Genomic DNA, 16,286 nt, shown 5'->3' on the forward strand with positions numbered 1-16,286 from the left:
TTGTGCATTATACTAGAAAAAAGCCGAAAAAAACGCATCTTTCGGCTTCAATTGGCGGTACTTGATTATTTTTAGTACCTTTTACTTAAGCATGTAGCCGCCACACTATCTGTTTTTACCATACTTTAACTGTGTCATACGGTTTAAATGACGCAGCAGATCTGATCCTGTCTCAAACTCCTGTATCTGTGTAAGTGTCTCCATATACAGAATTTTAAGACTCCATGGGGCACATACATCCTTAAGACCTGACTCATCAGACAGACGGCGCGGTATGCCATCCTCCTCTGATGTATCCACACGTGCACTCCACTTTTTGTTGTGCGGTGTAATTGGCAGATTGAAAATAACCTCTCTGTCTGATGCATTAAAGAGCAGACACCAGCGCTCATGATCTATATCCTTACTGCCAAGATAGAGTAAAAAGCTCTTGAATGATGGACTTTCCCATACATCATCGCGTACAGGATGCCCTGATGGAAGACGCCATTTGACAATATAATTCTTCTCAAGAATATGGAAGTTGTCATCATCAAGATTAAGCTCTGATATAGCTTTTGACTGCTTGCGCAGTGAGCACAGAAGGCCTATGAATTTAATTAAATCCTCCTTCTCCTGTGTGTGCGTCCAGTCAAGGTAGTTAAGATCGTTGTCCTGACAGTAGCTGTTATTATTGCCCCTTTGACTCTTGCACAGCTCATCACCAGAGAGTATGTGCGGAATGCCCTGCGAGATAATGACTGTAGCCAGGAAATTGCGCTTGAGCTGACGTCTTTTCTTTAAAATGGCCCTGTCTTTTGTAGGTCCCTCCACACCGCAGTTGGATGAAAAGTTCTCATCAGTGCCGTCTCTGTTGTTCTCACCGTTTAGCTCATTGTGCTTGTGGCTGTATGAGACCAGATCCTCAAGCGTAAAGCCATCATGATAGGTGACATAGTTGACGCTAGCATTAATAGAGCGATACCCCTTGGCAAAGACATCACGCGAACCCATAAGTCTTGTGGCAAAGACAGCAGTAAGGCCAGGATCGCCACGCCAGAAGCGACGCACTGTATCGCGGAATTTATCATTCTGCTCAGACCAGCCTGTAGGATAGCCGCCAAGTCTGTAGCCGCCAGGACCTAAATCCCACGGCTCACCTATAAGCAGGGCTGTATTTAAATATCTGTCACAGGTAAAGAGCTTGAAGAAACTTGATTTGCGGTTAAACTCAAAACCTGTATTTCTATGATCGCGCGCCGGGGTGACACCAAGATCGAATCTAAAGCCGTCAACACGCATCTGATTGGTCCAGTAGACCATGCTCTCATAGACAAGTCGCAGTGCAATCTTGTTGTCACAGTCAAAGGTATTGCCGCAGCCTGTATAATTTAAAAACTGATGCAGATCGCGTCTGCCATTGACAATTTCATAGGAGTAATAGCCAATAGCATCAAGACCCTTGTAGCACACCACAGGACCGTCAATGCCGCCCTCTGCTGTGTGATTGAACACCACATCAAGAATAACAGAGATATTGTTGCGATGCAGCTCGCGCACCATGGTCTTAAACTCATCTATGACATTGTTTGGATCACAGGCATAACGGGGATCTGGTGCCATAAAGCACACAGGATTATAGCCCCAGTAATTGACAAGGCCGTTTTTAACAAGATGCGGCTCTGACATGCTCGCAGCTACAGGCATAATCTGCACTGTGGTGATTTTAAGACGCTTTAGATGCTCAATGACGCTTTCGTGACAGAAACCAAGATAGGTACCGCGCAGATGTGGCGGTACTTTTGGATTTAGCATGGTCATGCTTCTGATATGGGCCTCATACAGAATGATGCCCTCTCTGTCTACATAAGGCTTGCCTATACCCTGCCAGTCAAACTCCATAACCTCAGGCTTTATTATGCACTTGGGTATAAACTGCTCTGAATTGTTTAAATACAGTTCCTCATCATATTTAAAAGGTCTGTTCAATGCCCTGGCATAAGGATCTACCAAAAAACGGCCCTTTTTAAAATAATAGCCCTTATCAATATTTTCCTCACCCAGAGCCTCAATGGCATAGCACATGCCAACCTGAGCCCCTTCGATAAAGCCTATCCATTTACCGCCCTTGCGCTCTTTGAGCTCAATGGCCCCAAGCTTATGCTCGGTCAGGGTGTAAAAATGAATGACTATACCTGTGGCATTTGGAGCCCAGATTACGAAGTAACACCCATCCTCAGTAGGTGTTGCCCCGTAGGTAAGGCCATGTAAAAACTGAATATTAGATCGCAATTTAAGCATGGCTCAAACCCCCTTTTTATTTAAGCTACCCTAATTTATTAATCACCTATACGCTTGATAAATACAGTGGCCAGAGGTGGCAGATCAAGCACTATGGAGTGATACTGTCCATGCCATGAGATATTTGATGAAACCATCTTCTCAGGGCCTGTGACAAAGCCTGAACCCCAGTACTGCTTGTCATCGGTATTGACCACTACCTTATAGGTGCCAGGACGCGGCACACCAAGTCTATAGGCAATATATGGCACAGGTATGAAGTTGGATACTGCTACAAATTCATCCTCAATATTGCCGCTCTTGTCATGCAGTGTACGCAGCATAGCAAAAACAGAATGCTCGGCATCATTAACATCAAGCCAGGCAAAGCTCTTAGGATCATAGTCATTCTCCCACATGACGCGCTCACTCTTGTACAGAGTATTAAGATCCTTGATAAGCCTGTTGACACCCTGATGCTTGTCATACTGCAAAAGCCACCACTCAAGCTGAGAGTCATGATTCCACTCAGAGCTCTGGGCAATTTCTGTACCCATGAAGTTGAGCTTCTTGCCTGGGTGGGCATACTGATAGGCAAGGAAGGCTCTTAGGTTGGCACACTGCTGCCACTCATCTCCTGGCATCTTGTAAAGCAGTGAATGCTTGCCATGGGTGACCTCGTCATGGGATATGGATAAGACGAAGTTTTCATTGTAAGCATAGATCATGGAGAAGGACATCTCGCCATGATGATATTTTCTAAAGAGAGGATCCTCTTTCATGTACTCAAGTGAGTCATGCATCCAGCCCATATTCCACTTAAAGCCAAAGCCAAGACCGCCTGAGAAGGTTGGACGTGATACACCGGTAAAGGCAGTTGACTCCTCAGCTATGGTCATGGCATGAGGATAGTTTCTGTAAACCTCCTCATTAAACCACTTGAGGAAGCTTACAGCCTCATAGTTGATATTGCCGCCGTTGACATTTGGCACCCACTCACCTTCCTTGCGTGAGTAGTCCCAATAGAGCATGGAGGCTACAGCATCAACACGCAGACCGTCTATATGATAGTAGTCAAGCCAGATTAAAGCTGAGGCAATAAGGAAGTTGCGCACAGTATCACGGCCAAAGTCATAAATCAGCGAGTTCCAGTCAGGATGCCAGCCGCGTCTTGGATCCTCATACTCATACAGAGGTGTACCGTCAAAGCGGGCCAGACCATGAGCATCGGTTGGGAAGTGGGCTGGTACCCAGTCTAAAATCACGCCAATTTCATTCTGATGGCAGGTATCTACAAAGAATTTAAAATCATCTATTGAGCCAAAACGTGAGGTTGGAGCAAACAGACCTGTTGGCTGATAACCCCATGAACCTGAGAATGGGTGTTCCATGACAGGTAAGAGCTCAATATGGGTGTAGCCCATATTCTTGACATAGGCTACAAGCTCATCGGCAAGCTCTCTGTAGGATAAGGATGAACCATCCTGTTTTCTCTTCCATGAGGCAAGGTGTACCTCATAAATTGACATAGGACGTCTTAGCTTGTCATTAAGCTGACTCTTGATCCACTTGCTGTCATTCCACTGATAGTTTTTCTGATCGCAGACAATAGAGGCAAATGATGGATACTGCTCGTGATAGAAACCAACAGGGTCGGCCTTGTGCGGCAGTCTGTTGCCGTTTGGATCCTTGATCTCAAACTTATAGCGGTTGCCCTGCTCAATACCTGGTACAAATAATACCCAGTGACCCATTAATGAACGGGCCATAGGATGACGGCGGCCATCCCAGAAGTTAAAGTCGCCTATGACGCTTACGCAGGTGGCTGATGGGGCATAGACTGCAAACTTGGTACCGCGCACTTTAACGCCGTCAATTTCAACTTCAATAAGCTGGGCACCTAAGGTCTTATAGATATTCTCAGGCTTTTCATACATGGTGGATAAACCGTAGAAAGCCTCGTCTCTGAACTGATATGGGTCAATTACGTCAATAGTGGCATCTGGATATTCAACCTTGAATTTATAGTGAAATGGCTCTTTGACATCAATTTCACTTTCAAACAGACCCTCTGGAGTTATACAGCTTAAGGTGCATATCTCATTGCCCCCCTTTAAAGGCAGCACTTTTACAGATTTAGCTCCCGGCATCCAGGCGCGCATGCGCCATTTGCCGTCAGCATCTTGCTGCAGGCCGAGAGTTTCAAAAGGGTTTCTTAATGTTGCTGAATTTAATGCATCTATTAACATAATCAACTAAACTCCATACCAAATCTAATTCTATTCATCCCTGGCAGCGCTCATGGCAGCTGTCAGCCTTGAGACAAATTTCTTTTCAAATATTTCGTCAATATTTAATGTAAGCTTGCGTCTCCAGTTTGGATATTCTCTGAATGTACCCGGCACATTGACAGGAGTGGCTACAAAGGTCCAGTCCTCAAGCTGTGAGCTGTACAAAAGGCATGAGCCGCGGCACATATGCACCTGAAGACCTAAGCACAGATCCTCTGTCATAGACTCAATCTCACAGGCTCTGTACGGTACCTCTGAGCCAACAGAATGAAGTCCGTGCAGACTGTCTAAAATTCTCTGCTTGGATATATTGCGGTCATGACCAATCTTCTCTGCCTGCTCAGGTGTATACAACCCAAGCTTCTGACCTAATGTAAGATCGCCATTGCCCCACCACCCAACTAAAGTTGGCATGTCATGTGTGGTAATGGCCGACATGGCCACGCTCTGATAATCCTTTGGTGCAATAAAGCCACCGTCATGAGCAATCTCACCAAAGAACAGCTTGTAGGACAAAGCACCAACCTTTTTAAGCTCTTCACGCAGCTGCTGCGGTATAGTGCCAAGATCCTCGGCTATGATAAGACATCTGCTGCGCACTGACTCAAGGGCAATAATACCTAAAAGATCGTGCATTGAATAATTTACATAGGCCCCCTCTGAGGCATTTTCTCCAAGCGGCACCCACCACATTCTGTAAAGACCTGCGGCATGGTCAATACGCATGGCGCCACATGATTTCATATTCTGTCGATACAGATTGATAAGTGGACGATAGGCTGCCATCTTAAGACTGTCAGGATCCATAGGCGACAGACCCCAGGACTGACCAATAGGACCTAATGGATCAGGAGGAGCTCCTACCGAGGCGTCACGATAGACACGATCTGTATCTGACCAGACATCACAGCTGCCCTTTGATACACCTACAGCCAGATCGCGATACAGACCTAAAATCATGCCCTCTTTTTTGGAAATCTCAAAGGCCTCATGCAGCTGCTCGTCGGCAATAAACTGCAGATAGGCATAAAAACGCACGTCATCTTCATGATCCTTGCGCCACTGAGCTACAAAAGGCGAGGCTGCATTGTCAAATTCCTTGTCAAACTTCTGCCAGCCCCAGGCATCAACGCCCTTAGCATAGTAATGGGCCTGCAGGGCATCATAGGTTGCCATATTGATAAGCTCATCACCATGCTTTTGCATAAATTCTATAAATTTACGGCCGCGTATAGTACGTCTGTCATCCACACGCACATTATCAAAGATAAGACGCAGGATCTGCAACTTTAAAACCAGAACCTGTCTGTAGTCTACATACTCCCTGTCACGCAATGCTCTTAGCTTTTGCTTAAAGCCCTTTTCCTGCACGGCACTTATGGCCTTTTTGCAGGTATTAAATTCAGGAATATCCTCAACTCTGATGTAGATAATATTAAGCCACTGCCTTGATGAAGGTGAATATGGGCTTATCATGTCAGGATCGGGGTTGGCAGGATATCCTGCATGCAGAGGGTTTAAACCTATAAAGTGACCGCCGCTTCTTGCAATATGTTTGACAAGACTCTTAAGATCGCCAAAATCACCTATACCCCAGTTTTCCTTTGAGCGCAGTGAGTACAGCTGTACACTAACACCCCACAGTCTTTGTCCCTGCTCCATACACTCTGGCATATAACATTTTACAGGAGTGCAGATCAAAGACATGTTTATTGATTTTAACTGCTCTCTGCCATCGTCAATAGAGCAACTGAAGGTGTGATAGCCATGCGGCAGTTTTTTATCGAGGATAAGACGGCGTCTGTCATAGACCTGGCCATAAAGTTCTTTGTATGAGGCAATCTCAACTTCATAAAGAGGCATACTTTTTTTAATAAGAGTACCGTCTTCAAGTTGTATTTCATAGGCAAATACAGCATTTTCATCTGTATCTTCACTTACGTAGATATAAATAAAATTAAAGTCGTCATCTCTTATTACGCAGACAGGATCAACTATATCTGCATATGGTTTTAACTCTTTTTCTTTTATCTGAGCGCTCAGTCTGTCCTCATCATCAGTGGCGTAGCCCATTGCCTTGAGGGCATTTATTCTGTGCTCCTGACTAATATTTACAGTCTGATTACAGACATCTACATATGAATGTGCAAGTCCTACAATCTGTTCAATTTTTTCTATCTTATCATTCATAATGACAACTTTGTTTTAATGTTTGTCCAAGCTAAAGTTTTATTATTATGCTTTATATTGTACAGCCACGCTGAAAAAAACGTCAGTATAATTAGTTATCCTGTGATATTTGACACGCAAAAAGTATACATATGCGTCATTTTGGGATACAAAAATAAGGAATTGCCTGTTTTTCCCATATAGCAGAAAAAATCAGTAAAAAAAATACATATAGAATCAGATGATTTTTATTTTCGCATCTTGACATTGAGCGGAATAAGAGTAAATTTATATTGTAAATTTTTATAGGTTACTATAGGTGACAATCAAATGACAATTAAAGTTGGTATTAATGGTTTTGGCCGTATCGGTCGTTTTGTTTTCCGCGCTTCTGTTTACCGCCCAGAGCTTGGTATTCAGGTTGTAGGTATCAATGACCTTCTTCCACCTGACTACATGGCATACATGTTAAAGTATGACACAATGCATGGTGCTTTCAAGGGTAAAGTTGAAGTTGTTGACGGTAACCTCGTTGTAAATGGCAACACAGTTCGTGTAACTGCTGAGCGCGATCCAGCTGCTCTGAAGTGGGGCGATATCGGCGTTGACTACGTAGTTGAGTCAACCGGTCTGTTCCTGACTGATGAGAAGGCCCGCAAGCACATTGAGGCAGGTGCCCGTCGTGTTGTTATGTCTGCTCCATCAAAGGACGCTACACCAATGTTCGTAGTTGGTGTTAACGACAAGACCTATGCTGGTCAGGACATCGTTTCCAACGCTTCATGCACCACCAACTGTTTAGCCCCACTGGCCAAGGTTATCAACGACAACTTCGGCATCGAGATGGGCTTAATGACAACTGTTCACTCAACTACTGCCACTCAGAAGACTGTTGACGGTCCATCATTAAAGGACTGGCGCGGTGGCCGTGGTGCTTCACAGAACATCATCCCTTCATCAACCGGCGCTGCCAAGGCTGTAGGTAAGGTAATTCCTGAATTAAACGGCAAACTTACCGGTATGGCATTCCGTGTACCAACAGCTGACGTTTCAGTTGTTGACCTCACCTGCGTATTAAAGAAGGGCGCAAGCTACGAGGAAATCTGTGCAGCATTAAAGACCGCCTCAGAGGGCGAGCTCAAGGGTGTTCTGGCCTACACTGCTGATGACGTTGTTTCATCAGACTTCCTTGGCAACACTCACACCTCAGTTTTCGACGAGAAGGCTGGTATTGCTTTAACCGATAAGTTCGTTAAGTTAGTATCATGGTACGACAACGAGATCGGCTACTCAAACAAGGTTCTTGAGTTAATCAAGTCAATGGAAGAGTCAGGCAAGTAATTATCCTTCGACTCTATTCTAAAAAAGAGCGCTCAGGCGCTCTTTTTTAATGTCATCACATTATAAAAAAATACCCTCTTTAGATCTTATTCACAACCTATTACTTTCCATTTGAATAAATTTTCACAACTCTTTGATTTATAAATATTTTATTATCTAAAGTTAGCTTTTATACGGCCGTTAACTTAGCTAAGCCTTAATATTAAAAGTTTTCTTAGGAGAGTAATGAAATGGCCCTGTTTGTAAATACCAATATTTCATCAATTAATGGTCAGCGCAATCTGACTAATGCTACTAACAACCTTAATACCACCTATCAGAGATTATCCTCAGGCCTTCGTATTAACTCAGCTAAAGATGATGCTGCAGGTTTACAGATTGCCGATCGTTTAACCTCACAAATCAACGGTTTAAACCAGGGTAACCGTAATGCCAATGACGGTATTGCTCTGGCTCAGACAGCAGAAGGCGCCATGGATGAAATGACAAATATGCTGTAGCGTATCCGTACTTTGGCTGTACAGTCATCAAACGGCACCAATAATGCCAAGGATCGTGAAGCAATTCAGCAGGAAGTTACTCAGTTATCAAATGAGATTACACGTATAGCCTGTCAGACCAAGTTTGGTGGAGATCAAATGCTTGCTGGTGGTTCTGGCACTGCTAATCAGATGAAAGGTCTCTTAAACTCTATAGGTGAACTTACTATACAGGTTGGCGCTTATAAGGGTGATAGCCTCACTATGAAATTCAATAGTAGCGGCTTTACAATGGCAGCTCTTGCCTCTGCAGCTCAGCTCAAAGATGACGGTTCAGACGGTTTTGACAAGGCACATGGTGGTTTTACAGTAAGCCTTCAGTCAAAAGCAGCTCTTGCAATTGATGCAGTTGATAAAATCGTAGGAATCATTGATTCACAAAGAGCTTCATTAGGTGCAATGCAGAATCGTATGGAGTCATCCATACGCAATCAGGCTAACGTTTCTATGAACGTATCTGATGCCCGCGCCCGTATCCGTGATACAGACTTTGCCGAAGAGTCTGCTAAACTGTCACAGCAGACCATTATTCAGCAGGCAGCATCATCAATGCTCACACAGGCCAACTCAAGACCTCAGCTGGCTTTATCACTGCTAAGATAATATTTAACTCTATGAGCAAAGGAGAGCCAAGCTCTCCTTTTTTATTGCCAGAAGATACTTACCCTGCTCCTCAGCAATTAAAAAAGGCGCCGTATGGCGCCCTTTGTATCATTAATTTAATGAAGCAAATCTTAGAGTGAGTTCTCTGAGCCTAACTGCTTGATAGCCTCGATTACACGCTCAACCATGGTCTCCTGGCCCTTGCGTAACCATACACGTGGATCATAGTACTTCTTGTTAGGAGCATCAGGACCTGTAGGGTTGCCAAGCTGACCCTGCAGATAGTCACGGTTGGCCTCGTAGTAATCCTTAATGCCCTTCCAGCAGGCCCACTGTGTATCAGTGTCGATGTTCATCTTAATAACACCGTATGATACTGAATCAGCAATCTCCTGCTCTGTTGAGCCTGAACCGCCATGGAATACGAGATTTAATGGCTTGTCCTCTGATAAACCAAACTTCTCTTTAACAAACTTCTGTGAGTCAAGCAGAATGGTTGGCTTTAACTTAACATTACCTGGCTTGTAAACACCGTGTACGTTGCCAAATGAGGCAGCGATGGTGAAGTTCTTTGAAATCTTGCTCAGCTTCTCATAAGCGTAAGCTACGTCCTGTGGCTGGGTGTACAGAGCTGACTCATCCTTGTCTGAGTTGTCAACACCGTCTTCCTCACCGCCGGTGCAGCCAAGCTCGATCTCAAGAGTCATGCCGATCTTTGACATACGCTCTAAGTACTTGCAGCACAACTCAACGTTATCCTCAAGGCTCTCCTCTGAGAGGTCAATCATGTGTGATGAGAATAATGGAGTGCCGTGAGCCTTGTAGTACTCCTCGCCGGCATCAAGAAGGCCGTCAATCCATGGCAGGAGCTTCTTGGCGCAGTGATCAGTGTGCAGAACAACAGGAACACCATAGGCCTTAGCTACGTTATGAACGTGCAGAGCACCTGAAATGGCACCTAAAATAGCAGCACCCTGTGGAACTTCAGTCTTGTAGCCCTTACCTGCTACGAACTGAGCACCGCCATTTGAGAACTGAATAATAACAGCTGAGCGTGCCTTGGCAGCAGCCTCAAGAACAGCGTTGACAGAATCTGTACCTACGCAGTTAACTGCAGGGAAAGCATAACCATTCTCTTTGGCAACAGCAAATAATTTGTTTACATCATCACCAGTTAAAACACCTGGCTTTACTACATCTAAAATCTTGGTCATTTTTATAGCCCTGAAAAAAGAAAAATAGGATTTAATCCCGCCGATGCGGCGGGATTTTCAAATATTACTCAGCAGCTCTCTTCTCGAGAATCTCTACTGCAGGCAGCTTCTTGCCCTCTACGAACTCAAGGAAAGCACCGCCACCGGTTGAGATGTATGAAATCTTCTCGGTTACGCCAAACTTCTGAATAGCAGCAATTGTGTCACCACCGCCAGCTACTGAGAAGGCGTCAGACTCAGCAATAGCCTCGGCTAAAGCCTTGGTGCCTGAGGCGAACTGATTGAACTCAAATACGCCAACTGGGCCGTTCCATAAAATGGTCTTGGCATTCTTGATAACCTTAGCAATATTCTCCATTGACTTAGGACCCATATCGAAGATCATATCGTCATCGGCAACATCCTTAAGATCCTTAAGCTCAGCATTGGTGTTCTCATCAAACTCCTTGCCGACTACTACGTCAACAAACTCAGGAACTTCAGTCTTTTCTGAAATTTCCTTGGCAGTAGGAATCAGATCTTCCTCGCACAGTGATTTGCCTACCTTGAAGCCGGCTGAGGCGATGAAGGTATTGGCGATACCGCCACCAACGATTAACTGATCTGCAACCTTAAGCAGGCTGTTTAATACAGGCAGCTTGGTTGAAACTTTTGAACCGCCTACGATGGCAACCATTGGGCGGGCTGGATTGTCCATTACCTTAGCCAGAGCATCAAGCTCGGCTGCAAGCAGAGGGCCTGCACAGGCTACAGGGGCGTACTGAGCTGCACCATAGGTTGTACCCTGAGCACGGTGAGCAGTACCAAAGGCGTCCATTACAAATACGTCGCATAAAGCTGCATACTTGCGGGCCAGAGCATCATCATTCTTCTTTTCACCGGCGTTGAAACGGCAGTTCTCAAGAACAACCACTTCATTGTCATTAACTTCAACACCGTCGAGATAATCTTTAACCAGACGTACTTTACAATCAAGCTTGGTGCTCATGTAATCAACAACTGGCTTTAAAGAAAACTCCTCATTGTATACACCTTCCTCAGGACGGCCGAGGTGAGATGTCACCATAACCTTGGCACCCTTCTTAAGGGCCAGTTCGATGGTAGGTAATGTAGCTACGATACGCTTGTCTGAAGCGACCTTACCATCTTTGATAGGTACATTCAAATCTGCACGGATTAAAACACGCTTACCCTGTAGGTCGAGGTCGGCCATTTTCTTGATTGCCATAATGAGAATTTCCTCTTATTAAAACCTGTCTTTGTTAGACAAAATACTAACTCTTTTGTTGAGCCTTTACCTTAGCTATTTTAACCTATTAATCTGTAAAACTCACGCCTGCCAACCATTTAATTTATGCAAAACACAAAAAAAATTATGCGCCGCGTCACACTTATGTAAACGTTTACAATTCATGTATTGAAGATGCGTCTTAAAAGATTTTAAGAGCCTATGATGTGAAAAAGATCTACAGGAGTACCTGTAGATCTTTTTAGCTTTGTTAACCTAAGAGTATATTATAATACACTCTTGGCTATTTGTACCAGGTTTTCTGTAGTAAATCCAAATAATTCAAAGAGTTTGCCGGCAGGACCTGACTCACCATAGCGGTCAATACCAAGCACCTTGCCCTTAAGTCCTACATACTTGTACCACAGTGAGGTAGAGCCTGCCTCAACAGCAACACGTGCAGTGCACTCTGAAGGCAGTACATGCTCCTTGTACTCATCGCTCTGAGCATCAAAGATCTCACAGCAAGGCATGGATACAACACGTACCTTCTTACCCTCGGCCTCTAAGCTCAGAGCACTGTGGTAGGCTAAAGCCACCTCAGAGCCTGTGGCAATGATAATAAGATCAGGTGTACCACAGCAGTCCTTTAAGATATAGCCACCACGCAGAATGTTATCGACCTGCTCTGGAGTACGTGACATCTGCTCTAAATTCTGACGGGTAAGAACGATGTCTGAAGGACCATCCTTTCTCTCAACCATTGACAGATAGGCCATAGCAGTCTCAACCTGATCACATGGTCTCCAGGTGTGCAGATTTGGTACAAGACGCAGTGTGGCAGTCTGCTCAATAGGCTCGTGGGTTGGACCGTCCTCGCCTACACCAATTGAGTCATGAGTAAATACATAAATGGTAGGAATGCCCATCAGAGCAGACATACGAATAGCATTTCTTGCATACTCAGAGAAGATGAGGAAAGTGCCGCCATATGGTCTGAAACCGCCGTGCAGCATAATGCCGTTCATAGCGCCGGCCATGGCAAACTCACGTACACCCCAGTGAATGTAGTTACCTGAAATAATGCCAGGTTTTACGCTCACAGAGGCCTTGTTTACTGTAAGATTTGATGGAGCCAGGTCGGCAGAGCCGCCTACAAGCTCAGGCATGATTGAGCCAAAGAAATCAAGAGCGTTCTGACCTGCTTTACGGGTAGCAAGTGAAGCTGGCTGATTCTGCAGTGACATGGCAAACTCGCGGGCCTTCTCCTTAAGACCGTCTACAAGCTCACCGTTCATGCGGCGTACAAATTCATCAGCCTCGGCAGGATACTGCTCTTTGTACTTGGCAAAAAGCTCATCCCATGCCTTCTCAAGCTTGGCACCTTTATCACAGGCATTCCACTGTGCATAAACATCATCAGGTACTTCAAAGGCACCATAGTTCCAGCCTAAAGCCTTTTTGGTAAGTGCAATCTCCTCATCACCCAGTGGTGCACCGTGTGATGATGCCTTGCCGGCCTTGTTAGGTGAGCCAAAGCCAATGGTTGTTGTGCAGATAATAAGTGATGGACGTGATGTCTCCTTCTGAGCCTCACTGATAGCCTCACGCAGAGCCTGACCGTCCTGACCGTCAACCTCTAAAACCTGCCAGTGGTAGGACTCAAATCTCTTTTTGGTGTCATCGCCAAACCAGTTTTTAACCTCACCGTCAATAGAGATGCCGTTTGAGTCATAAAAAGCAATCAGTTTACCAAGACCTAAGGTACCTGCAATGGAGCATGCCTCATGGGAAATACCCTCCATAAGACAGCCATCGCCCATAAAGGCATAGGTGTAGTGATCAACAATATCAAAACCTGGCTTGTTAAACTCTGAGGCCAGCATAGCCTCAGCCATGGCCATACCAACTGCATTTGATATGCCCTGACCTAAAGGACCAGTGGTGGTCTCAACACCAGGTACTATTCCGTACTCTGGGTGACCTGGAGTCTTTGAGTGCAGCTGACGGAACTGTTTTAAATCCTCAAGAGACAGATCATAACCTGTTAGGTGCAGCAGTGAATAAATAAGCATTGAAGCATGACCGTTTGATAAAACAAAACGATCACGGTTGGCCCATTTAGGATTTTTTGGATTGTGACGCATAAAACCACGCCACAGAGCTTCGGCCATATCAGCCATACCCAGTGGAGCACCAGGGTGTCCAGAATTTGCCTTCTGAATAGCATCCATACTCAAAGCACGGATTGCATTAGCCAAATTCTTAAAATTTTCTGCCATATAAACTCCTAAACTTAATAGCTTTTTCCATTAACTAAGATATTGTTGTCATTAATTACTAAATTAAGGGTAGATTTTTTATCCTTGCCTTCAAAGTACTTACACAACGACATAACGCCCTGCAGATTGAAGTTATTCTTTTTAAGCTCCTCCATCTTGGCTCTGTCAGCCTCAAAGCTGAAGTTGGCATTTAAGCCTAATAATGAATCATCAAAACCTGCCTTGCCTGAACCTTCAACAGTTATGGTGTCATATTTAACCATAGTCTTCTGCTTGGCGTACTTTGATACATTTGGAATTGGGCGCTCGGCAATATAGCGCATATCGGCCTTGTAGTTCTTGAGTACAAGCTCTGGCTTGTTGCGCATAATCTCATGGATAAAATCAAGACCGTCGTGTATTGCAATGAGCGATGTTGGAATATTGTTGATTTTGCCAGATGCACTTACATTTCTTTGTGAGAACATCTTGTCGGCACTAAAATTAAAGCTTACAGAGAAATTGTCCTCTTTGAGTGAGAGAATATCCTGCTTTAAAATTAAATTCTTAATCTGTGAATTTCTGGTGCAGTAGGATCTGATATCTCCCATATAGCGGTTTTCAAGAAGCACATCCCTAAAATCCATTTCAGGAGCGTAGAAACCGTCAACATAGATATTCAAAGGCTCAATGCTCTGATACTTGGTAAAATCATTGTCGACAAATTCATAGGCATGATTTAAAGTCATTCTGTCAATGTAAAAATCACTGCTTAAAAAATGTCTGACATCGGCACTGGTGTGAATGTCATTATTTCCCTTGGATTTTACATTTAAAGATAACTCAAAAGGGTATTTTTCTTCATTGACTGCATTGTCAATATCCAGGGTTGATGGTGATTTTAAATTTACCTTAAGCTCACTTGAGTATGGGAATAAAGAGACATGAAACTGTGAGTCTACTTTAGTTGCGGCAAGATCATAGTGCATATCCTCAAACAGCTGCACCACGCCTAAATCCTCAAGAGTCTTGGTGTCAACCTCTTCGGCCCTGACTGTAAAATTTAAAGCACCAACCTTGATATTAAGCGGAATGGTTACTGCCTTGTCTGTTCTGTTGTCCTTTACAATAAATACAGCCTTTTTATCAAATATGGCGCTGTCACCATGAGCCAGGGCAACAGTAATGGCAGGTCTTATATCGCCATTGGCTATCTGAACAGGCTCAAAATAGCGGTTTATATATTCACTGGCATCATTGACTACATTGCGAATTTGGCTGTCAACCATGGATGAGGTAACGGAAACAGCTCCTACATAGGCTCCTGTCAGTACGACAGCTGTTCCGATTAGAGTTGCGGCAAGTTTCATATTCTTTCTATCCTGAGAGATGTTTAAATACTTTGGATAACTTCTGATTTTAACTAAAAAACAGCTGCGGCACCAACATGGATATCAAAAATTAAACAAAAAGTGCCTGAATTATTGGACTCAGGCACTTTAAAATGTTTACATGATTTTATTCACCAAAGACCTTCTTGTAGTCGGCCTGGAACTTGGCAATACCCTGATCTGTAAGTGGGTGATGTGTCATCTGCTCAATTACGCTGTAAGGAACAGTAGCAATATCAGCACCGGCTAAGGCACAGTCAGTTACATGGATTGGGTTACGTACAGAGGCACAGATGATCTGGGCATCAATGTCACCTACTAAGAACATATCTGAGATCTGACGGATAAGATCTATACCTGGCTGTGAGATATCATCTAAACGGCCAAGGAATGGTGACACATAGGTGGCACCGGCTCTTGCGGCCAGTAAAGCCTGATTGGCTGAGAAGATTAAGGTCAGGTTGGTCTTGATGCCTTCAACCTTACACATGTGACATGCCTTAAGACCCTCTACAGTCATAGGAATCTTAACAATCATGTTCTCGTGAATGGCTGCAATCTCACGGGCCTCTTTGATCATGCCCTCGGCATCTAATGTTGTAGCTTTTACTTCACCACTGATAGGACCATCAACAATTGAGGTGATTTCCTTGATAACTTCCTTAAAATCACGGCCTTCTTTGGCAATAAGTGATGGGTTTGTGGTTACACCGCAGATAACACCCATGTCATTGGCCTTGCGGATATCTTCAACATTTGCTGTATCAATAAAAAAACGCATTTCAACTCCTACTATTGCTATTGTCTGTGATACTGAAAAAAGCACCTAGGCTGGCGCCTATTGCAAACAATTATCACTATAATACAAGACTAAATACTGCTAGTAAATCACATTCAAACGTTTGTGAACAAATGTAGATTTTTATACCTAAAAGTTTGAGCCAGTTCACCATATTATAAAAAATGTACCTTAAAATTAGCCCATAAAAT

The 16,286-nt window shown here is 44.1% G+C and carries 9 protein-coding genes and 1 pseudogene; 2 read left to right on the forward strand and 8 right to left on the reverse strand.

Features of this window, described 5'->3' with window-relative positions:
- Positions 1-105: 105 nt before the first annotated feature.
- Genes glgX through malQ form a run of 3 tightly spaced genes read right to left on the reverse strand, consistent with a single transcriptional unit; the run spans position 106 to position 6,740 of the window.
- On the reverse strand, positions 106-2,280 hold the full coding sequence (gene glgX / locus DRZ93_RS10025) for a glycogen debranching protein GlgX (protein ID WP_113746507.1): 2,175 nt from the start codon (positions 2,278-2,280) through the stop codon (positions 106-108).
- 38 nt (positions 2,281-2,318) lie between these two features.
- Positions 2,319-4,508 (reverse strand): 1,4-alpha-glucan branching protein GlgB, encoded by a 2,190-nt coding sequence (gene glgB, locus DRZ93_RS10030; protein WP_113743772.1) that lies wholly within the window; start codon positions 4,506-4,508, stop codon positions 2,319-2,321.
- 30 nt (positions 4,509-4,538) lie between these two features.
- Positions 4,539-6,740: a 4-alpha-glucanotransferase gene (malQ, locus tag DRZ93_RS10035; RefSeq protein ID WP_113746508.1), complete on the reverse strand. Its 2,202-nt coding sequence runs from the start codon at positions 6,738-6,740 to the stop codon at positions 4,539-4,541.
- Positions 6,741-7,049: 309 nt separating this feature from the next.
- Here malQ and gap point away from each other — a divergent pair, with 309 nt between their 5' ends.
- Positions 7,050-8,060: a type I glyceraldehyde-3-phosphate dehydrogenase gene (gene gap / locus DRZ93_RS10040; protein ID WP_113746509.1), complete on the forward strand. Its 1,011-nt coding sequence runs from the start codon at positions 7,050-7,052 to the stop codon at positions 8,058-8,060.
- Positions 8,061-8,290: 230 nt separating this feature from the next.
- Positions 8,291-9,202 (forward strand): annotated as a pseudogene (locus tag DRZ93_RS10045) (flagellin N-terminal helical domain-containing protein).
- 131 nt (positions 9,203-9,333) lie between these two features.
- Here DRZ93_RS10045 and fbaA read toward each other — a convergent pair.
- From fbaA to fsa, 5 genes are all read right to left on the reverse strand, one after another.
- Positions 9,334-10,416, reverse strand: a complete 1,083-nt coding sequence (fbaA, locus tag DRZ93_RS10050; protein ID WP_113743768.1) for a class II fructose-bisphosphate aldolase — start codon at positions 10,414-10,416, stop codon at positions 9,334-9,336.
- Positions 10,417-10,480: 64 nt separating this feature from the next.
- Positions 10,481-11,644, reverse strand: coding sequence for a phosphoglycerate kinase (locus tag DRZ93_RS10055; RefSeq protein WP_113743767.1), 1,164 nt, complete (start codon positions 11,642-11,644; stop codon positions 10,481-10,483).
- 287 nt (positions 11,645-11,931) lie between these two features.
- Entirely contained in the window at positions 11,932-13,926 is a 1,995-nt protein-coding gene (tkt, locus tag DRZ93_RS10060) for a transketolase (RefSeq protein ID WP_113746510.1), read from the reverse strand.
- 14 nt (positions 13,927-13,940) lie between these two features.
- Entirely contained in the window at positions 13,941-15,275 is a 1,335-nt protein-coding gene (locus DRZ93_RS10065) for a hypothetical protein (protein ID WP_113746511.1), read from the reverse strand.
- Positions 15,276-15,423: 148 nt separating this feature from the next.
- Positions 15,424-16,077, reverse strand: a complete 654-nt coding sequence (fsa, locus tag DRZ93_RS10070) for a fructose-6-phosphate aldolase (RefSeq protein ID WP_113743764.1) — start codon at positions 16,075-16,077, stop codon at positions 15,424-15,426.
- Positions 16,078-16,286 lie beyond the last annotated feature (209 nt).

Origin of the sequence: Anaerobiospirillum thomasii (genome assembly GCF_900445255.1) — a bacterium.
Lineage (GTDB): Bacteria > Pseudomonadota > Gammaproteobacteria > Enterobacterales > Succinivibrionaceae > Anaerobiospirillum_A > Anaerobiospirillum_A thomasii.

What these genes read in the sequence shown, in the direction of transcription:
- fbaA (WP_113743768.1), bottom strand. Translation starts at nt 10,416, where the DNA reads ATGACCAAGATTTTAGATGTAGTAAAGCCAGGTGTTTTAACTGGTGAT.
- DRZ93_RS10055 (WP_113743767.1), bottom strand. Translation starts at nt 11,644, where the DNA reads ATGGCAATCAAGAAAATGGCCGACCTCGACCTACAGGGTAAGCGTGTT.
- glgX (WP_113746507.1), bottom strand. Translation starts at nt 2,280, where the DNA reads ATGCTTAAATTGCGATCTAATATTCAGTTTTTACATGGCCTTACCTAC.
- tkt (WP_113746510.1), bottom strand. Translation starts at nt 13,926, where the DNA reads ATGGCAGAAAATTTTAAGAATTTGGCTAATGCAATCCGTGCTTTGAGT.
- malQ (WP_113746508.1), bottom strand. Translation starts at nt 6,740, where the DNA reads ATGAATGATAAGATAGAAAAAATTGAACAGATTGTAGGACTTGCACAT.
- glgB (WP_113743772.1), bottom strand. Translation starts at nt 4,508, where the DNA reads ATGTTAATAGATGCATTAAATTCAGCAACATTAAGAAACCCTTTTGAA.
- DRZ93_RS10065 (WP_113746511.1), bottom strand. Translation starts at nt 15,275, where the DNA reads ATGAAACTTGCCGCAACTCTAATCGGAACAGCTGTCGTACTGACAGGA.
- fsa (WP_113743764.1), bottom strand. Translation starts at nt 16,077, where the DNA reads ATGCGTTTTTTTATTGATACAGCAAATGTTGAAGATATCCGCAAGGCC.
- gap (WP_113746509.1), top strand. Translation starts at nt 7,050, where the DNA reads ATGACAATTAAAGTTGGTATTAATGGTTTTGGCCGTATCGGTCGTTTT.